Genomic DNA, 19,483 nt, shown 5'->3' on the forward strand with positions numbered 1-19,483 from the left:
GTTAGTAAGTCGCGTTATCACCAGCATGGACGACGCAGTACGCGAAGAGATACTGGACGGAACGTACCGGGCGCTGTGTGCGCACGGGTACGCGGACCTCACGATACAGGACATCGCCGCGGAGACGGACCGGAGCAAGTCGCTCGTCCACTACTACTTCGAGAGCAAAGGCGAGTTGATAGACGCGTTTCTCACGTACCTGTACGACCGCTACACCGACTACATCGGCGAGGAGAGAGGGGAGACGACTCGGGAGAACCTCACGTCGCTACTCGAACGCCTCCTCGACGGCGACGACTCCGAGCGACTCCGAACGGCGCTGTTGGAGGTGAAAGCGCAGGCGCCGTACGACGAGTCGATTCGAGAGCACCTCGTCGAGTTCGACGCCGCCCTCTTCGAGCGACTCCGGGAACTCGTCGCGGCGGGCGTCGAGTCCGGCGAGTTCGACGCGGCCGTCGACCCCTCGCGCACCGCCGAGTGTCTGACCGCGGCGGTTCACGGCGCGCGGACGCAACGGACCGCACTCGGTCGGCGGCGATACCACGCCGACGAGACGCTCACCGAGTACGTCGATACCTACCTCGTCGCCGACGGAGGCCGGGAGGCGGCGCACTGATGGGGCTCCTCGACCGCATCGGCGCGCTGTTCAAGGGACGCGAGGAGTTCGACCTCACGGAGGGCGGAATCGCCCGGCCGCTGTTCTACCTCTCTCTGCCCATCGTCGTCACCAACCTGTTTCAGACGGCGTACAACCTCGCGGACACCTTCTGGCTCGGTCAGTACAGCACGGACGCGCTGGCGGCCATCAGCTTCGCGTTTCCGATGGTGTTCCTGCTCATCTCCATGGGGATGGGACTGTCAGTCGCCGGCAGCGTCCTCGTCGCCCAGCACACGGGGTCCGACGAGACGGAGAAGGCCGAGTACGCCGCTTCCCAGACGCTCTCGTTCGCGTTCATCGCCTCGGTCGTCCTCGGAATAGTCGGGTATCTCTCCGTCGAACGGGTGCTCGGACTGCTCGGCGCGTCGCCCGACGTACTCCCGGGCGCGACGGCGTACATGGAGGTCGTCTCGCTCGGCATCCCCTTCATGTTCGGCTTCTTCGTCTTCGTCTCGCTGATGCGGGGGTACGGCGACACCATCACGCCGATGCTCGTCATGTTCGGCTCCGTCGTCGTGAACATCGTCATCGACCCCTTCCTCATCAACGGGTGGTGGCGGTTCCCCGAGATGGGTATCGAGGGGGCCGCCGTCGCGACCATCTTCTCCCGCGCACTGGCGGCCGCCGTCGGCATCGCCATCATGCTCCGGGGCTCCCGGGGCGTCACCGTCCACCTCGAAGACATGGTCCCGGACTTCACCTACGCACGCCGACTGGTCGAAATCGGCGCGCCGGCCTCCGTCGGCGGGATGGGACGGGCGCTCTCCATCAACCTCCTCCTCGTCATCGTCGGGACCTTCTCCTCGACGGTGGTCGCCGGCTACGGCATCGGGACGCGGATGTTCTCCGTCGTCTTCCTGCCCGCCATCGCGTTCGCGCGCGGCGTCGAGACGATGACCGGACAGAACATCGGCGCCGGCAAGGAGGACCGCGCCGCGCGGACGAACGACTTCGCGGCGAAGGTGCTGTTCGGACTTCTAACGCTCGCGGGCATCGTCGTCTTCCTCGCCGCCGAACCGATCACGGCCGTGTTCACGAACGACCCCGCGGTCGTCGACGTGGGGGCGACGTTCCTCCGCTACGTCGCGCCGACGTTCGGCTTCATCGGCATCATGCGCGCGTACGCCGGCGGGTTCCGCGGCGCGGGCAAGACGATAATCGCGGCGACGATAGCCATTCTCACGCAGGGCGTCGTCCGCATCCCCATCGCGTGGTTCGCGTCCCGGAGCCTCGGGTCGTCCGGAATCTGGCTCGCGTTCGCCGTCTCCAACGTGGTCGGCGCGACGGTCGCCTACCTCTGGTTCCGGCGCGGCACGTGGCGCGGCGCCGATATCACCGGAGCGAGCGTCGATAGCGGGGAGCGTCCGAGGGGAGACGCTCCCACGGACGACTGACGATGTCGGACGATCACTCCTCGACCGAGTACCGCACTGCACTCGACGACCGCCTCGCGTCGGTCCTCGCGGCGGCCGACGAGGACCGCCTGCGACTCGCCGCGGGGGTCGTCGGAGAGTCCGACGACCGGTGGTACGGGCGGTTGGTCGCGCGTTCGTGCGAGGCGGCGGGCGGCGAACCGGCGTCGGCCACCGACGCGGTGCTTCGGGGGGCGACGGCGGTCGAACTGCTGCGGGGATACTGTCGGCTCCGGAGCGGGCTGTTCGTCCAACTCGCCGACGAAGTCGCCCACTCGCTGAACTGGGACCCGGCGGCGGCCGTCCTCTCGGGAGACTTCCTGCAGACGGCGGCGTGCTCGACGGTCCTGTCGGCCGAGACCGACCGTCGGGACGAGTGCGTCGAACCGGGATTCGAGTACGTACGTGGTATCGAGCAGTGAATATCAGAGATTCGCGGCTAAGGTGTATCGAGAAATCGTCTGTACGAGGTGCAAGGTCCGGTATGACGGTCAGTGCGACTCGGTCCCGGAATCTGGGGTCGAGCGGCGGCGAAGCGCATCGAGTCGTATCGGGCGGCCGCCCGGGCCTTTGCCGGTCGGTGCGCGACGGATGCGGCGGTGTTACAGCCGTAAAACCGTAAATGAGAACCGGTAGTCACGAAACGGTGATAAATAGGACTATATCTACGCACCAGATAGCTGTTCGATCGTTTCGTTGTTCGCCAAAAACGTGTACGCGGTATCGAGCGAACGTGTCGAGTCGCGCGTTCCCGGCGGACGGCGTTCGCCCCCGCCGAACATCCAGTTCCCACGTGCGTCACGGGACGGCTCTCGCCGCCCGTTTCGGGCGGTTGGCCGGCAGCAAAGGGTCGAAACTCGATAGAGAGATTCGGAACCGATATGCGAACCGGCACCGCTCGGGTGCGGTATTTCGGAGAGACGAACAGAAGGGCGCTCATCTCGACGGCCGTCCAGAGAACCGCATATCCGTGAACGGTCGCGGAGCGATTCGCCACGGGACTGCAAACGTAACGAGTCGTGCGAGACGACCGAGAGTACGGTACGCACGTCGCTGTCTCGTCTCAAACACGATGTACGGCACTTCGTCGTTGCAGTATCGGCTGTTCGTTCATCGGCGACGTTATCGATACACGAGATTCGATACCGTATCTCTCGGACTGGGAGGGCCGATGCGACTCGTTCGGTTCGTTCCGCTCTCCGGAGCGTCCACACCGCGAGAGATACACTGATAAGTAGTCCCACGGAGAGAGCTACGACATGAAGCCGCGCAGAACCGGGGATACGCTCCAGACGACCGACATTTCGCTTCGAGTCGTCGAACACGTCACCGAACTCGACGGCGCTACCCTCGCGGAACTGACCGCGGAGACGGGGCTGGCGAAGAGCACCGTTCACAACCACCTGAAGACGCTCTCGCGGTACGGCTATCTGAACCGCGAGGGCGACACCTACCACGTGGGCGTGAAACTCTACCACCTCGGGAACTACGCGCGAAAGCGCCACGAGGCGTACGAAGTCGCGAGGGCCGTCGTGCCGGAACTGGCCGACGAGACGCAACTGGAGGCGGACTTCACCGTCGAGGAGAACGGCCGCATCGTTTCGCTGTACGACGTGTCGACGTTCTCGAACACCGCCTCCTCGCTCGTCGACAGCCGACTGTTCCACGTCCACAGCACCGCCTCGGGGAAGTCCATCCTCTCGGAGTACTCCGAGGGGCGAGTCCGGGAGATACTCGACCGGTGGGGACTCCCCGCGCAGACCGAACACACCATCACCGACATCGACGAACTGCTGGAGGAACTCGAAGCCGTCCGGGAACGGGGGTACGCCACCAGTTTCGGCGAAGCCATCGAGGGGATGTGGACGATAGGTATCCCCGTCGCGGGACCGGACGGCGCCGTGTGCGGTTCGATCAACGTCTGCGCGCCGACCTACGCCCACGACGAATCGAGGGAACGCGCCGTGGTGGACGCACTGGAGGAGAAGGCCGCAGTCTTCGAGCGACGACTCGCCGAACAGGGAGAGTGAGACCCCCTTCGGACACCATCGTGTCCGCTGTTCGAACGACGGAGAGGACGCCGACCGATACGGTCGAGCCGCACTCAGAAATTTTAGGAATTGTGCAATTCTTGGACTGTGTGCTACGAGAAGCGGGGTGGACGAGGGAACCGGGAGGGCCACTTCTCGTTGAGGAGCGTAGCGCGGACCAGTTCGACCGTTCCACGGCGGATGCGGCCGCCGACGGCCCTCGAGGAGATGTCGAGCGCCGCCACGAGTTCGACCGAGGCGTGTCGCGGGGTCGGAGAGCAACTGTTCTTCGAGCGTCTCCTCGCCCCTCCGTATAACGAAGAAGAACATCCAACAGGCTCTCGAACCGTTTTGTGCTCGTCCGAGCGTCGAGCGGTCGGGTGAGGCGGAGAACGCCTCGAACGAATCGGGCCCACAGTTTATGCGCCCCGTGCCCTAGCGGTGAGCATGGAGACACGCACACTGGGGCGGACGGGCCACGACAGCACCGTCGCGACGTTCGGCGCGATAGCGCTCAACTGGCTCGAACAGGAGGGGGCCGACCAGATGGTCGAACTCGTCCTCGACAGCGGAGTGAACCACTTCGACGTGGCGCCGACGTACGGCGACGCGGAACTGAAACTCGGGCCGAAGCTCCGACAGCACCGCGAGGAGATATTCCTCGGCTGCAAGACCCAAGAACGGGACTACGACGGTGCGCGGCGGAAGCTCGAACGCTCGCTGGACCGCCTCGGCGTCGAGAAGATAGACCTCTATCAGGTCCACGGGCTCGAGTACGAGGAGGAACTGGACGAGATAACGAGCGACGGGGGCGCGCTCGACGCGTTCCGCGACGCGAGAGACGAAGGACTGATAGACCACATCGGACTGACGAGCCACGGGTCGCCGGGACTGATTCTGGACGCCGTCGACCGCATCGACGACCTCGAATCCCTGATGTTCCCGCTCAACCCGGTCGTCGCCGGGAAGGACGGAGACGAGCACGACTACGAAGCCGTCTTGGAACGCGCCGACCGGGAGGGAATCGGCACCCTTGGAATCAAGGCGTTCGCGAAGGGGTCGTGGCCGTCGACGGACGATTTACCCGAGGAAGACCGGCCGTACGCGAACTGGTACGAACCGGTCGGCACGCCCGACGAGATTCGCGAGCGGTTCGACTTCGCCGCCGCGCAGGGTCTGACGAGCGTCGTCTCGCCCGGCGACCCGAAACTCGTCGCGATGGTGCTGGACGCCGCCGCCCGCTACGACGGGATGGACGAGGCCGCCCAGCGGTCGCTGATAGAGCAACTCCGCGGCGAGGATAGCCCCGTTCCCGAGCAGCTCCACCACTGAAAATTCTACAATGTTCTAAATTTTAGCGCGACGAGAGCTACCGCGCGCTGGAAACCACCGCGACAGTTTATGACCGATGCGGCCCCACGTTCGAACGAAAGTCCATGTACGACGACATCCTCGTTCCGACCGACGGAAGCGAACACGCGGGTCGCGCCGCCCAGCACGCCGGCTACGTGGCGGGACTGTTCGGCGCGACGGTGCACCTCGTCAGCGTCGTCGACGTTCAGGCAGCCGCCGGCGCGTTCAACGCTGGGGGCGTAGACAAGGCGTTCACCGACCGATTGGAGGCCGAGGGCCAACGCGCCGTCGAGGCGGCGGAGGCAGAGATAACGGGGGCCGACGCGGTCCGGACCGCGGTAGTCCGCGGACGGCCCGACAAGGTGATTCTCGACTACGCCGACGAGAACGACGTCGACCTCGTGGTGATGGGGACGCACGGGCGGACGGGACTGACGCGCTACGTCGCCGGGAGCGTGACGGAGCGAGTGCTCAGACTGTCCGAGGTCCCCGTGCTAACGGTCCGAGCGGCTGAGGGGCGGGAGGCGAGCGGCTACGAGGAGGTGCTCGTTCCGACCGACGGGAGCGAGTACGCCGAGGCGGCCGTCGACCACGGACTCGCCGTCGCCGAGGCGGCCGGCGCGCGCGTCCACGCGGTGAACGTCGTCGACCTCGGCGGGATGACGGCGAGCGCCACCTACGGACTCCCCGAGGACGTCGTCGCGCGCATCGAGGCCGACGGCGAGGCGGCGACCGAGGAGGTGGCCTCGCGGGCGCGGGACCGGGGCCTCGAAGCCGTCACCGACGTCCGGCGCGGGTCGGCCGCGCGGACGCTGTTGGACTACGTCGACCGAAAGGATATCGACCTCGTGGTGATGGGGACGGCCGGCCGGACCGGACTGGACCGATACCTGCTCGGGAGCACGACCGAGGGAGTCGTCCGGCGGTCCGACGCGCCCGTGCTGGCGGTCAACGCGCGGAACCGAACGTCGGGGTCGGAATAGAAACCGCTACTCCCCGATTCTGTCCGGGTCCTCGACGTTCTCGAGGATTTCCGCGACGCACTCCAGCACCGCCTCGGGGTCGGCGTTCGCCGCCGCCGCGACCTGTCGGGCGTGGACGGCCAACGGCGAGAGCAGGTCGTACATCTTCCGGTCGAGGTGGCCGTCCGCGCCGTCGGCGTGGGCGTGGACGTAGTCGGTACCGTTGCGGTACCGCACCGCGACGAAGAGCGACTCCGGTCGCTCCTCGTCGTCGAGGAGGGCGGCCGCGTCGCGGAGCGACTGTCGGAACGCCTCGGGCGAGGCGCCGGGTCGCGGACCGCTCGCGGAGTGGCTGGTAGTCTCTTGCATACTTCGGTATCGTTCCACAGTACATACTTCGATATAGCTCTATCTCTATTTACAGACTGTTCTCCGAAAATAAATTACCGTCGAGGGTGGCGACGCCGCTACGTCTCCTCCCAGTTGTTGAGCGCGTCCAAGAAGACGTCGCGCACGTCGTCCTCGGTGACGGGCCGGGGGTTCGTCCGCAGGAGTCGCTTCTGCGTCTCGACGGTCTGTTCGGCGAGCCAATCGACGTCCTCCTCGGTGATGCCGGCGAGTTCTTCGAGGCCGCTCGGGAGGACGTTCAGATCGCGTTGGAGTTGGATGTACTGCGCCTTCAGCGCGTCCGTCGCCTCCCGGTCGGTCATCCCGTCGGTGTCGACGCCGAACATCTCCGCGACGTCCGCGAACCGGGAAGGGTCGCTCGCGGAGTTGTAGTCGATGGTGCTGGCGGGCGTGAGAACGGCGATGGTCTCGCCGTGCGTCGTGTGGTACTTGTTGCCGACGGGGTACGCCATCGCGTGGCAGAGAGTTGCCCCCGCGGTCAGTCCCGCGATGGCGCCGAACAGCGCCCCCTGCAGCATGTTCTCGCGGGCCTCCAGGTCGTCGCCGTTGTGGACGGCGGTGCGGACGTTGCTCGACAGCAGGTCGATGGCCTTCTCCGAGAACATCTCCGTCAGCGGCGTCCGCCCGGCGTACACCGGTCGGTCGGCCGGGTCGGTCGGCCGCAGCAGCGAGTCGTACTCGTGGGTCGTGTAGCCCTCGATGGCGTGACCGAGGGCGTCCATCGCCGTCTTCGCCGTCAGGTCCGGCGGGAGCGTCGTCGTGAGCGTCGGGTCGAGGACGGCGGCGTCCGCGCGGACGTGGTTCGAGGAGATACCCTCCTTTATCTCCTTCTCGGGGACCGAGAGGATGGCGACGGGCGAAATCTCCGCGCCCGTGCCGGCCGTCGTCGGCATCAGAATCAGCGGCGCCCCGGACTCCGTCAGCGGTTCGCCCTCGCCGGTCGGTTCGGCGACGTAGTCCAGCGGTTCGCCGCCGTTGGCGATGACCGCTCGCGTCACCTTCGCGGTGTCCATGCAACTGCCGCCGCCGAGACCGACGTAGAAGTCGTATCCGGACTCGCCGGCCTCCTCGCGGACGAACTCGATGCAGTCCGTGACGGCCTCGACGGACGGTTCGCGCTCGGAACCGTCGTAGACATCGACGGAGAGACCGTCGTCCTCGATTTCGCCGGCGACGCGGTCCGCGTGACCGATATCGACGAGGTTCTCGTCGGTGACGACGAGTCCGCGGGCGTCCTCGTCGACGCCCAAGTCGCGGAGTTGAAACGCGAGTTCCTCGGTCGAATCGCGCCCGAAGCGTATCTCCGGCATGTCGATGTGCCACACCGTCTCCGGGTCGAGGCTGTGGTTCGGCGCCGAGACGGAGCGCTCGTAGCTCATCAGGACCACCCCGACTCGATTTCCGCGAACTGCTCGGGGTCGTGGCCGTAGACGACCTCGGCGTCGTGACGCCGTTCGAGGTCCTTTAAGACCTGGAGGCTGTCGAACCAGTGGCGACCGCTCCAGAGCAGTTGCGCCCCCAGCGGAATCTCCTCCTCGTAGTTGTCGCTCTGGTATATCTCGTCGCCCGCGAACACGACGGTACCGTGGTCGTCGAGGTGGATCATCGTCCCCGTGAGTCCGGGCGTGTGTCCGGGGAGGCGGACGAACTCCGTGTCCTCGAAGTGCGTCTCGCGGTCCTGATGAAGCACCTGCCAGTTCAGGTCGTGGTCGAAGTCCCCGAGGATGTACGCGCCGCTTCCCTCCGTCGTCTTCGCGGAGTAGTAGGCGAACTTCAACTCCTCCTCGTGGACGTAGACGGGCACGTCCGTGCCGTCGAAGTGGTGGAGGCCGCCCGCGTGGTCGAGGTGGAGATGGGTCTGGAACACGGCGTCGATGTCGTCCAGCGAGTAGCCCGCGTCGTCGAGGTCGCCCTCCAGAGTGTGCTCGCCCACGTCGTGCGGGTAGAACGCCTGCTTCAAGCCCTCCGGCCAGTGGCCGTCGAGGGCGTCCTCGTGGTTGCCGGTGTCCCAGAGGATGGTCGCCTCGGGGTGGTCGATGACGAGGTTCCACACCGGAATCTCGACGTAGTCCGTCGGCGGGTTCGGTTCGTCGTGGCTCCCGAGCGTGTTACCCTCCACGAGGTAGTTGAGGTCGCACTCGAGTCCCCCGCGGTCGATGACGTCTATCGTCGCGTCTACCATACGAACTAATGCGATTAACAATGTCAAAAGACTGGCGGGGGAACGGGCAACGCTCGTTCCCTCAGCACCGATAGTTCGGAAGACGGTAAGGAGGGTCCGAGTCGGCGCCTCGTGCCGCGGACGATTGCGGCCGGTATAGATACATATGTAATCAAATGGCACGATATGAATTCGTATTTCGGCGAGAAAACCTTCGTTAGAGAATTCAGATGCATTACCGCGCGTCTAATTGCGAAATCTGAAATGTGAACGTCTGACTACGCGATTGTGTATTCGGATTTTGACATCGAGGTGTGAGCTTCCGGTTCCGCACAGACCGCAGCCAGCGTCGGAGCCGGCGCGTCGACGAACGCCCGTGCGCGGGCGATTCGGGCGGCTCGAACGACCGACGGCGACGGAAACGGCCGCTCGGACCGCTCGAACCGTCTGATTTCAATAAAATATACCCGAAAATAATTAGTTTTAATGGACGGCATACACACTCTCCGTGTATGGACAGGCACACCGCGGAACCGACAGCCGAGGGTCTACCGGGTCCGAACGCCGCGGAGTGGATCGAGTTTCACTCGGAACACGCCGCGCCGAGCGAGTACTCCCACGAATTCGTCTGGGACGTGACCGCGGAGGCGGACGGGCCGTTCGTCACCGACGTGGACGGGAACGTCCTCCTCGATTTCACCTGCCACATCGGCGCGGCCCCCCTCGGATACAACAACGAGAAGGTGCTCGGGAAACTCCGCGAGTTCGACCTCGTAGAGCCGATGAAGATAGCGGGGCAGGACATGTACTACGGCGCCGGGCCGGACCCCGAGGAGTCGCCGTTCCCGGGGGCAAGTCACCTGATGGAGAAGCTCTGTGAAGTCTCCGACCAGTACGGGATGGACACCGTCTTCCTCTCGAACTCCGGCGCCGAAGCGGTGGAGAACGCGCTGAAGATAACGTACGACGACGCGCCGGCGGCGAAGTACGGCTTCGCCTTCGAGGGAAGCTTCCACGGCCGGACGATGGCGACGCTGTCGGTCACGCGGTCCAACGAGGTGTACACCCGACACTACCCCGAGATTTCGGGGGTCAAGACCGTCCCGTTCTGCACCGACCGGCGCTGCACCGAAGGCGAGTGCGACTGCGGGTTCTCGCCCCGCGAGGGGTCGCAGTTGCGGCGGGCGCTGTCCCCGGAAGGCGGCCACGTCAACCCCGAGGAGGTGGCGTTCGTCGTGATGGAACCGATTCAGGGCGTCGGCGGCTACCGCTTCCCGAGCGAGGCGTTCATGCGCGAGGTCGGAGCCGTCACCGACGAGTACGACATCCCGCTGGTCGTCGACGAGATACAGTCGGGCGTCGGGCGGACCGGCGAGATGTGGGCGGCGGACCACTACCCCATCGAACCCGACGTCATCGCCAGCGCGAAGGGTCTCCGGGTCGGCGCGACCATCTCGAACTCCGACCTCTTCCCGAGCGAGTCGAACCGCCTGGGGTCGACGTTCGGCGGCGGCGACATCCTCTCGTCGATGCAGGGCGTGTTCACGCTCGAAGCCATCGAGGAGCACGACCTCTTGGACAACGCCACCGAACGCGGCCGACAGGCGAAGGAACTGCTCCGCGACGACGCGTCGGAGTACGTCGAGGACGTGCGCGGGAAGGGACTCATGCTCGCCGTCGAGTTCGACACCGCCGAGCGCCGCAGTGCGGTCGTCGAGGAGTCGCTGAAGCGCGGCCTCCTCACGCTCGGGTGCGGAAAGAAGACGATTCGGCTCCTCCCGCCGCTGGATTCGACCGAGCGCGAAATCGAACTGGGAATCGGTATCTTCACCGACGCCGTCGACGCCGCGGGCAACGAAGTCGCCTCCGCCCCGTCGTCGTAACGAACTCTCTGTTTTCTTTTCTTCTCTCGGCCGCCCGCATCGGCCCCGAGCGACGGCTACCGCGTCCACGTCTGCTCGAAGACCGGTTCGCCGTCGTGCGTCACCTCGGTCCGCACCCGGCAGAGCGACCGGGCGATGCGACTGGTCGCGCACACCTCGAAGGTTCCGAGCGCGTTCTCGACGGTCAGCGTCAGTTCGTTACGCGCGGACGCCGACCCGGGGTCGTCCCGCCGCACGGACGCCTCGAACGCCCCCTCGCGCGTCAGCGTCCCGTGCGGGAGGTCGACGCGCAGTTCGTCCGTCTTCTCGACGCGGGCTTCCCCGGCGGCGTGTTCCCGAGCGGTCACCCACGATGACGACCCCGAGGCGCGCTCGGGGGTCGTCGGCAGGCGGTCGTCTGGAGGCGCCATCGGCACGGCGTCGTCGAACGCGACGCGGTCCAGCCGCCGCCCCGGAAACCGGAGCAGGGCCGGGTCGTCGGGCGAGGACCGGAGTGTGAACGACCCCCGCTCGGGCGTCGGCAGCACCGCCGGGAACAGCGACGACCCGACGGCGACCCGGATGCGATGGCCCGCCTCGAAGACGTGCGACTTCGGCGCGAGGGGGACCGAGAGCTCGGTCGGTTCGCCGGGCGTCATCGGCGTTCGCTCGTCGATGCCGTCGCGGTACGCCCCGCTGAGGACGCCGTAGGTGACGAGTCTTCCCTGACCGTCGGGTGCCACGTCGACGACGCGGACTGCCACCGTCGGGTCGGCGACGGTCGATTCGAGCGAGAGCGAGACAGCGCCCGTCCCGGTGAGTTCGACCGCCGTCTCCAGTGTGGGCGTGTCGAACGTGAGACTGCGCGCATCGTCGTCGTTCGTGACCGGCGGGGCGACCGTCGCGCCGTAGGGGTCGACGGACGCGGGGCCGACCGTCGGGTCGAACTCGTACGTCTCCTCGACCGCGCCCGCACCCGGGTCCGCATCGTACTCGACGGGTGGAACGAGTCCCTCCGGCGCGAGGGCGAACGCGAGCGCGTCGTCTTCGGCCGTCGCGAGCGTCGGCCAACGGTCGAGGCCGCGCCACTCACCCGCCGTCGTTCCGCCGCCGTCGCGTTCCGTCCAGACGCGGAATTTGGGGAGGTCCGGCGCCCCCGTCTCTCCCTTCTCCAGGAAGCGGTCGAACCACGCGCGCACCTGCCGGCGGAAGTCGACCGCCGACTCGCGCCCGCGGTGGGGCATCCGGTGGCGCCACGGGCCGAACAACACCCGCGTGGGAGCGTCGATGCGGTCGACGTACCGCACCGTGTCCTCGATGTACGGGTCGCGCCAGCCGTCGACGGCGAGGACGGGGACGTCGATTCGCTCGACCGGGATGACCTTGTCGTCCCAGTACGCCTCGTGCGGGCCGTTGTCGAGGAACTGGAACAGCCACGGGTCGCGGTCGGGCAGTCGGTCGAGGCGGTCGCGCCACGCCGCCATCGCCGCCGGGTTCGGGTTCGACGGCGGCTTGGCGTCCAGCGCCTGCATCAGCGTGAGCCAGTCCATCCCGATGGTCAGGAACTCGAACAGGCCGCCGTAGGTGTAGGCGTTGCGCACCCCCTCGAACGGGGTGTGGATGGGAACGATGGCCTCCAGTCCGTCGGGTCGCTGCGCGGCGGCGTCGAGCGCCGTGATGCCGCCGTAGGACTTCCCGAACATCCCCACCTTCCCGGTGGTCCACGGTCGGTCGGCCAGCCACTCGACTATCTCGGCGGGTTCGGCGCCCTCGCGGCGCGTGAACGGTTCGTCGACGAACCCGGTCGACGCCCCCGACCCGACCATGTCGGCGACGACGACTTCGTACCCGCTCGCGGCGAGATACCGGTTCAACGGGTCGTAGGCCCCGTACGTGACGCTGTCCTGCTGCGGGTAGGGCACGTACGTCAGGAGCGCCGGCGACGGTCCATCCGTCTCCGGTTCGTACCGCGTCGCGGCGACGGTGTCCTCTTCCAGAGGAATGCGCACGTTCTCGTGCCGTCGGACCCCGCTCAGTTCGTCCTCAGACATCGCCGAGTCCACCGCCGCGAATCGTGCGTGCTGCTATCATATGTCGTGAAAAGAGACCGCCGCGGGATAAAGGTGCAGTGTCGACCGACGGCAGGCGCTCACCCGAGCGTGTGCGACGCGACGGCGACGCCGTCGGCGTCGTCCAGCGACGCGAACACCTCGCGGAGATGCTCCCGGCCGGTGCCTTCGACGCCGACGGTGACGGGCGTCCGGTTCGGCGGGTCGTCCGCCGTCCGGTCGGCGCGTTGGACGGCGTCGAGTCCGGCCCCTCGGTCGGAGACGATATCGCCGACCCGGCCGAGGGCCGCCGGCCACTCCCTGACGTGCAGTCGCGCCTCGGCGTAGCGGTCGAGTTCGAACAGGCCTGTTCGCGTCAGTTCGGCGTGCTCGGTCAGGTCGACGTTCCCGCCGGAGACGATGCAGGCGACGTGTTCGTCCGTCGCGTCGACTTTCCCCGAGAGGAGAGCGGCGACGGGCGCCGCGCCCGCCGCCTCGGCGACGGTCTTCGCCCGTTCGGCCAGCAGAGTGACGGCGACGGCCATCTCGCGGTCGGAGACCGACACCACGTCGTCGACGCGTTCGCGGATGACCGCGAACGTCTTCCCGAGCAGACGCGCGTCGGCGATTCCCTCGGCGGCGGTGTCGATATCGGAGAGCCGGTGTATCTCGTCGCGCTCCAAGGACGGCTTGGCGTGTGCCGCCCCTTCGGGTTGGACGCCGACGACGCGGATATCCGTGTCGTGCGCCTTCAGCGTCGTGGCGACGCCCGAGATGAGACCGCCGCCGCCAATGGAGACGAGGACGGTGTCCACCTCGGGGTACTGGTCGCGTATCTCCGCGCCGACGGTGCCCTGCCCGGCGATGACGCCCGCGTCGTCGAACGGGTGGACGAACTCGTACCCCTCCTCGTCGGCGAGTTCGAGGGCGCGTTCGTAGGAGCGCTCGTAGATGTCCCCCTCGACGAGCACCTCCGCGCCGTAGCCGCGGGTGGCCGTTATCTTCGCCGCGGGCGTCACCTCGGGGACGACGACGGTGGTGTCGATATCGAGGAGACGTCCCGCGAGGGCGACGCCCTGCGCGTGGTTGCCCGCGCTGGCGGCGACGACGCCGCGGGCTTTCGCCTCCTCGGGGAGCGTCGCCATCGTGTTGTACGCGCCGCGAATCTTGAACGACCCCGTCCGCTGCGCGTTCTCCAGTTTGAGGCCGACGGACGCCGCGCCCGACATCTCGGCGAACGTCGTCGAGACGTCCAGCGGCGTCTCGTGGGCCACGCCGTCGATGCGTTCGCGGGCCGCCGCCACGTCCGCGGCGGTGACGACGGCGTCGGCGCTCTCCGGAACCGAGCCGTCGCTCTCCTCGTTACCGGGCACCGGACTCACCCGCGCTCTCGTCTTCGCTCCCCTCCTCGCCCGCCGAGAGCACCGCCTTCGTCAGCACCTCGACGCCCATCGGGAGACTGCGCTCGTCCACGTCGAACGTGGTGGTGTGGTGGCTCGTCGGGTGGTCCGTTCCGACGATGAGGAACGTCGCGCGCCCGCCCTCCCGGTGGGCGCGGTCCATGAGGAACGTCGCGTCCTCGCTGGCGCCGAACGCGGCCCGTTCGGTCACCGTCTCGACGCCCTCGACGCCCGCGGCGACGTCGGCGACGAGTTCCGCCAGTTCGGGGTCGCTGTCGACGCGCGGGGACTCGCTGACGACTTCCACGTCGGCCGTACAGCCGTGCATCTCGGCCGCGGATTCGAGCGTCCGCGAGAGCTTCTCCTTCATGTACTCCATCAGTTCGGTCGTCTCCCCGCGCGCCTCGCCGTGGATGGTCGCCTCCTCGGCGATGACGTTGCTCGCGGTGCCCGCCTCCGCGACGCCGACGTTGACGCGGGTCATCCCGTCGGCGTGCCGCGGGATGCCGTAGGCGTTCTGGATGGCCGTCCCGAGCGCCTGCATCGCGTTGTCGCCCTCGTTCGGGGCCTTACCCGCGTGCGCGGAGGTGCCGTGAAACGTCGCGTCGACGTGGCACATCGCCAGAATCTCCTCGACGCCCGCGACGACTTCGCCCGTCGGGTGGTCGAGGCCGACGTGGACCGCGAAGAGGTCGTCCAGACCGGCGGCGTACTCGCTCTCGGCCATCGGGCGGCCGCCGCCGGACACCTCCTCGGCGGGTTGGAAGAAGACGGTGAAGCGTCCCGCGAAGTCGCTGCGCTTCACGGCGTCGAGGACGGCCAACCCCCACGTCATGTGCGCGTCGTGCCCGCAAGCGTGCATCGTCTCGCCCGTCTCCGAGCGGAACCCCTCGCGAACCGGGGCGTGGTCCTCGTCGTCCGACTCCTCGATGAACAGGCCGTCGATGTCGACGCGGAGGCCGACGTGGGGTTCGTCGGCCTCGGCGGCGTCGGCGCCGGATTCTCTGCTCCGACGGTCGAGGACGGCGACGAGGCCGGTGTTGCCGCCCGCCATCTGCTCGACCAACTCCTCGTCGGCCCCCTGCTCGATTGCGCGGTCCATCCACCGCCGCACCTCCTCGGAGTCGGCGTCGGGGGCGGCCATCCTGTCGTCGGGGTCGTACGCCTCGGTACCGACCGCGAGTTCGTCGACGCCGATGGCCTCGACTTCCTCGACGAGACGCGCCGTGGTGTGAAACTCCCGCCAAGCGGGTTCCGGGTGGCGGTGGAACGCTCGACGCAACCGGCGGAGGTCTAGCTCGGTCGTCGCTACCATACCACGTCATGACACGCGCCACGCACTTAACTGTGAACGGATTCCGTGGACACCGAATACACAAAAGGACTAAGTTCGGCAGCGACGACGCGAAGACCACTCACCATGACGGAGACACCGGACGTCGTCGTCCTCCGCGAGGGGACCGAGGGACTGTCGATGGAGTCGTACGCCGAGACGCTCCGCGAGCGTCTGCCCGAACGAACCGTCGCGCTGGCGCGCACGCCGAAACAGGAACGCGAACTCGTCGCCGGGGCGCGCGTGGCCACCGGCATCGACCTCGACCCCGAACTGGTCGAGTCGGCCGAGAACCTCGAACTGTTCGCCTGTACGTTCGCCGGAACGGACCACGTGCCGACGGACGAACTCGCCGCCCGCGGCGTCGGCGTGACGAACGCCGGCGGCATCCACGCGCCGGGCATCGCCGAACAGGCCATCGGGAACATGCTGACGTTCGCCCGCCGCCTGCACGAGGGGTGGCGGCGGAAGCGGAACAACGAGTGGCGGCACTTCCAGTCGGGCGAGTTCACCGACAGCACCGTCACCGTCGTCGGTCTCGGCTCCATCGGCCAGGCCGTCGTCCAGCGGTTGCAGGGGTTCGAGGTGGAGACGATAGGCGTGCGGTACACCCCCGAGAAGGGCGGCCCGACCGACGAGGTGGTGGGCTTCGACGAGGACGCGGTCCACGACGCCCTCTCGCGGTCGGAGTACGTCATCGTCGCCTGCCCGCTGAACGACCTCACGCGGGGCCTCGTCGGCGAGGCCGAGTTCGCCACGATGCCGCCGGAGGCCGTCCTCGTCAACACGGCGCGCGGCGGCATCGTCGACACCGACGCCCTCGTCTCGGCGCTCCAATCGAACAAGATACGCGGCGCGGCCCTCGACGTGACCGAACCCGAACCGCTGCCGAACGACCACGAACTCTGGGACCTGGAGAACTGCCTGCTCACGCCGCACACCGGCGGCCACACGCCGAAACACTGGGACCGCCTGGCCGACATCGTCGCGGAGAACCTCGACCGCCTCGAGTCGGGGGAGGAACTGGTGAACGAGGTGCTCGCGCCGGGCGGGGAGTAATCGAGGGAGGACGAGTGGAGAGCGGAGAGAAACGAGCGACTCAGTTCAGGGCCACAGGCCCCGCGTCGACTTCGCCTCGGCGACCCGTTCGAGCGCCACGACGTAGGCGGCGTTGCGCCACGTCACGTCCTTCTGCTCGTACTGGGTCCGCACGTCGTCCCACGCCGAGAGCATCTGCGACTCCAGTTCCTCGTGGACGCGGTCGAGCGTCCACTGCCGGCGGTTGATGTCCTGCAACCACTCGAAGTAGGAGACGGTGACGCCGCCGGCGTTCGCGAGGATGTCCGGAACGACGGGCACCTCGCGGTCGGCGAGAATCTCGTCGCCGGCGAACGTCGTCGGCCCGTTCGCCCCCTCGACGATCAGGTCGGCCTCGATGTCGTGGGCGTTCTCGGCGGTGACGACGTTGCCGATGGCGGCCGGAATCAGCACGTCCACGTCGAGTTCGAGTATCTCCTCGTTCGAGAGCGTCTCCGAGGCGTCGTAGCCCATCACCGCGCCGGGTTCCTCCTCGTGGGTGGCGACCGCTTCGGTGTCGAGGCCGTCGGGGTCGTAGATGGCGCCGTTGACGTCGGAGACGGCGACGACGTTCGCGCCCCACTCGTCGAGGGCCCGGGCGGCGTTGGCGCCGACGCTCCCGAATCCCTGGACGGCGACGGTCGTCTCCGAGAGGTCCCAGTCGTAGTAGTCGACGACCTCTCGGGTGACGATGGCGACGGAGCGACCCGGCGCCTCCTCGCGCCCGTAGCTGCCGCCGATGACCGGCGGCTTCCCGGTGACGACGCCCGGCGTCGTCTCGCCCTGCTGCATCGAGTAGGCGTCCATGAACCACGCCATCGTCTGCGCGTCCGTCCCCATGTCCGGCGCGGGGACGTCCTGCTTCGGCCCGACGACGTCGCGGAGTTCCTCCGCGAACCGCCGCGTCAGCCGCTCTGTTTCCTCGTCCGAGAGCTCCTTCGGATTGACTGCGACGCCGCCCTTCCCCCCGCCGAACGGGAGGTCCATCACGGCGCACTTCCACGTCATCCACATCGAGAGCCCCATGCACTCCTCTGCGCTCACCTCAGGGTGATACCGGAGGCCGCCCTTGTACGGCCCGCGGACGTCGTCGTGTTGCGCGCGGTACCCCGTGTACACGTCGAGCGACCCGTCGTCGCGCTTGAGGGGCACCGAGACGCGTTCGACCCGCGTCGGGTGTCGGAGCCGTTCGACGACGTTCGCGTCCACGTCGACGTGCGCCGCCGCTCGTTCGAGCTGTCGCCGGGCGGTCACGAGCGCCGAGTCCGCGTCCGATCCGTCCGCGTCGTCTTCGTCTGGTGCCATATAGGTGGACGTGACGAACCATCGTGTTAAATTAATCGGTGACGTACCCCCGGCTGCTCGAACTGGATTCGTCTTCTTCGAGCTTCGATGAGATACAATTCGAGTCCGAAAAAGTATTGCGTCAACCAAAAGCGACGCGGCGGGTCGGCTCCCGTCAGACCGCCGCCCTCACGCCGAGAACAGTTTTCGCGGGAACTCCGCGAGCGTCTCCGCGCCGTTCGAGGTGACGCGGAACGTCTCGGAGAGTTCGGCGCCGAAGTCGTCGAACCACAGCCCCGGAATCATGTGGAACGTCATGTCCTCCTCTAACACCGTCTCGTCGCCGGGGCGGAGGCTGGCGGTGTGTTCCCCCCAGTCCGGCGGATAGCCGAGGCCCATCGAGTAGCCGATTCGCTCCTCCTTCTCGATGTCGTACTTCGCGATGGTGTCGCGCCACGCCTTCTCGACGCGTTCGCAGGTGACGCCGGGTTCGGCGACGTCGAGGGCGGCTTCGACACCCTCGACGACTATCTCCATCCGTTCGGTCATCTCCTCGGGCGGGTCGCCGACGTAGGCGGTGCGCGCGAGCGGCGAGTGATAGCGGTGCCGACAGCCCGACAGTTCGATGATGACCGGGTCGCCCGCCTCGAACTCCCGGTCGGTCCACGTCAGGTGCGGCGTTCCCGTGTGGTCGCCGGAGGGCATCAGCGGAACGATGGAGGGGTAGTCGCCGCCGTAGTCGTCGGTGCCGCGGATGAGGGCGTCGTAGATGGCCCGGGCCGCCTCCGACTCGGGGACGCCCTCGGCGACGGTATCGATGCCCGCCCGCATCGCGTTCTCGGAGATGCGAGCGGCCTCGCGCATGTAGTCGAGTTCCCGTTCGGACTTCTTTATCCGAACCCAGTTGACCAGGAGCGTCGCGTCCGAGAACGACGCCTCGCCGAGGTTCTCCTGCAGGCGCGTGTAGGACTTCGCGGTGAAGTAGTAGGCGTCCATCTCCAGTCCGATTTTTCCGTCAGAGACGCCGAGGGCCTCGAGGACGTCCGCGATGTAGTCCATCGGGTGCAGGTCGTGCGGCGAGTGGACGTGGTCGTCGCTGTAGGAGTCGATGCTCTCCTCGGAGAGCCACGTCGTCGCGCGCGCGCCGTTGGCGTCCATCCCGCGGCCCACCCAGACGGGTTCCTCGCGGTTCGGGGTCACGACGACGGCCTGATTCACGTAGAACGACCAGCCGTCGTACCCCGTGAGGTAGTTCATGTTCGCCGGGTCGGTGACCAGGAGGGCGTCCAGTTCCTCCTCGCGCATCCGCGCTTTCGTCTCCTCGATACGTCGCTCGTACTCGTCGGGGTCGAAGATTGACTGTCGCATGCTAGCGAGACTCTACGGGTAGTTCGCCCAACGCCGATATAACTGTTTTCGTGCGACAGGTCGGTGGTCAGTTTCTGTGTACAGTCCCTATGGAAATTGTGGACAACTTATTTACGACAGTTACACC

The 19,483-nt window shown here is 67.2% G+C and carries 16 protein-coding genes; 8 read left to right on the plus strand and 8 right to left on the minus strand.

The annotated features are described in order from the left end of the window. Positions 1–25: 25 nt before the first annotated feature. The 6 genes from NDI79_RS12740 to NDI79_RS12765 all read left to right on the plus strand — a co-directional run bounded on the left by NDI79_RS12740 (position 26) and on the right by NDI79_RS12765 (position 6,436). A complete protein-coding gene (locus NDI79_RS12740) occupies positions 26–616 on the plus strand; it encodes a TetR/AcrR family transcriptional regulator (RefSeq protein ID WP_310928879.1) in 591 nt (196 codons plus the stop codon). Continuing rightward, positions 616–2,052 (plus strand): MATE family efflux transporter, encoded by a 1,437-nt coding sequence (locus NDI79_RS12745; protein WP_310928880.1) that lies wholly within the window; start codon positions 616–618, stop codon positions 2,050–2,052. The genes NDI79_RS12740 and NDI79_RS12745 overlap by 1 nt, the downstream gene beginning before the upstream one ends. 2 nt (positions 2,053–2,054) lie before the next feature. Further along, entirely contained in the window at positions 2,055–2,492 is a 438-nt protein-coding gene (locus tag NDI79_RS12750) for a polyprenyl synthetase family protein (protein WP_310928882.1), read from the plus strand. 837 nt (positions 2,493–3,329) lie between these two features. Then, entirely contained in the window at positions 3,330–4,100 is a 771-nt protein-coding gene (locus NDI79_RS12755; RefSeq protein WP_310928883.1) for an IclR family transcriptional regulator, read from the plus strand. A 447-nt stretch (positions 4,101–4,547) separates the two neighbouring features. Continuing rightward, the gene (locus tag NDI79_RS12760; protein ID WP_310928884.1) at positions 4,548–5,432 is read left to right on the plus strand and encodes an aldo/keto reductase; all 885 of its coding nucleotides are present in this window, start codon (positions 4,548–4,550) and stop codon (positions 5,430–5,432) included. A 104-nt stretch (positions 5,433–5,536) separates the two neighbouring features. Further along, positions 5,537–6,436 (plus strand): universal stress protein, encoded by a 900-nt coding sequence (locus NDI79_RS12765; RefSeq protein WP_310928885.1) that lies wholly within the window; start codon positions 5,537–5,539, stop codon positions 6,434–6,436. 6 nt (positions 6,437–6,442) lie between these two features. Here the strand turns inward: NDI79_RS12765 and NDI79_RS12770 are convergent, their stop codons facing one another. The 3 genes from NDI79_RS12770 to NDI79_RS12780 all read right to left on the minus strand — a co-directional run bounded on the left by NDI79_RS12770 (position 6,443) and on the right by NDI79_RS12780 (position 9,005). After that, positions 6,443–6,784 carry a DUF8113 family protein gene (locus NDI79_RS12770; RefSeq protein ID WP_310928886.1) on the minus strand — a complete coding sequence of 114 codons (342 nt, stop codon included), beginning with the start codon at positions 6,782–6,784 and terminating at the stop codon, positions 6,443–6,445. Between the two features lie 98 nt (positions 6,785–6,882). Next, positions 6,883–8,202, minus strand: a complete 1,320-nt coding sequence (locus NDI79_RS12775) for a hydroxyacid-oxoacid transhydrogenase (RefSeq protein ID WP_310928887.1) — start codon at positions 8,200–8,202, stop codon at positions 6,883–6,885. Then, positions 8,202–9,005, minus strand: a complete 804-nt coding sequence (locus NDI79_RS12780) for an N-acyl homoserine lactonase family protein (RefSeq protein WP_310928888.1) — start codon at positions 9,003–9,005, stop codon at positions 8,202–8,204. The genes NDI79_RS12775 and NDI79_RS12780 overlap by 1 nt, the downstream gene beginning before the upstream one ends. 491 nt (positions 9,006–9,496) lie before the next feature. Between NDI79_RS12780 and NDI79_RS12785 the strand changes: the two genes are divergently transcribed. Next, a complete protein-coding gene (locus NDI79_RS12785) occupies positions 9,497–10,867 on the plus strand; it encodes an aminotransferase class III-fold pyridoxal phosphate-dependent enzyme (protein WP_310928889.1) in 1,371 nt (456 codons plus the stop codon). A gap of 56 nt (positions 10,868–10,923) precedes the next feature. Here NDI79_RS12785 and NDI79_RS12790 read toward each other — a convergent pair whose 3' ends face one another. The 3 genes from NDI79_RS12790 to NDI79_RS12800 all read right to left on the minus strand — a co-directional run bounded on the left by NDI79_RS12790 (position 10,924) and on the right by NDI79_RS12800 (position 15,609). Continuing rightward, positions 10,924–12,897, minus strand: coding sequence for a CocE/NonD family hydrolase (locus NDI79_RS12790; protein WP_310928890.1), 1,974 nt, complete (start codon positions 12,895–12,897; stop codon positions 10,924–10,926). A 98-nt stretch (positions 12,898–12,995) separates the two neighbouring features. Further along, the gene (ilvA, locus tag NDI79_RS12795; protein ID WP_310928893.1) at positions 12,996–14,267 is read right to left on the minus strand and encodes a threonine ammonia-lyase; all 1,272 of its coding nucleotides are present in this window, start codon (positions 14,265–14,267) and stop codon (positions 12,996–12,998) included. Further along, positions 14,257–15,609 (minus strand): amidohydrolase, encoded by a 1,353-nt coding sequence (locus tag NDI79_RS12800; RefSeq protein WP_310928895.1) that lies wholly within the window; start codon positions 15,607–15,609, stop codon positions 14,257–14,259. The genes ilvA and NDI79_RS12800 overlap by 11 nt, the downstream gene beginning before the upstream one ends. A gap of 105 nt (positions 15,610–15,714) precedes the next feature. On the opposite strand from NDI79_RS12800, the gene NDI79_RS12805 reads away from it, so the two are divergent. Next, the gene (locus NDI79_RS12805; protein ID WP_310928897.1) at positions 15,715–16,686 is read left to right on the plus strand and encodes a D-2-hydroxyacid dehydrogenase; all 972 of its coding nucleotides are present in this window, start codon (positions 15,715–15,717) and stop codon (positions 16,684–16,686) included. Positions 16,687–16,731: 45 nt separating this feature from the next. Here the strand turns inward: NDI79_RS12805 and gdhB are convergent, their stop codons facing one another. Then, the gene (gene gdhB / locus NDI79_RS12810; protein WP_310928898.1) at positions 16,732–18,009 is read right to left on the minus strand and encodes a glutamate dehydrogenase GdhB; all 1,278 of its coding nucleotides are present in this window, start codon (positions 18,007–18,009) and stop codon (positions 16,732–16,734) included. Positions 18,010–18,177: 168 nt separating this feature from the next. Continuing rightward, positions 18,178–19,356 (minus strand): M24 family metallopeptidase, encoded by a 1,179-nt coding sequence (locus NDI79_RS12815; protein WP_310928899.1) that lies wholly within the window; start codon positions 19,354–19,356, stop codon positions 18,178–18,180. Between the last annotated feature and the right edge of the window lie 127 nt (positions 19,357–19,483).

Source organism: Halogeometricum sp. S3BR5-2 (assembly GCF_031624635.1).
GTDB classification, from domain to species: Archaea; Halobacteriota; Halobacteria; order Halobacteriales; family Haloferacaceae; genus Halogeometricum; species Halogeometricum luteum.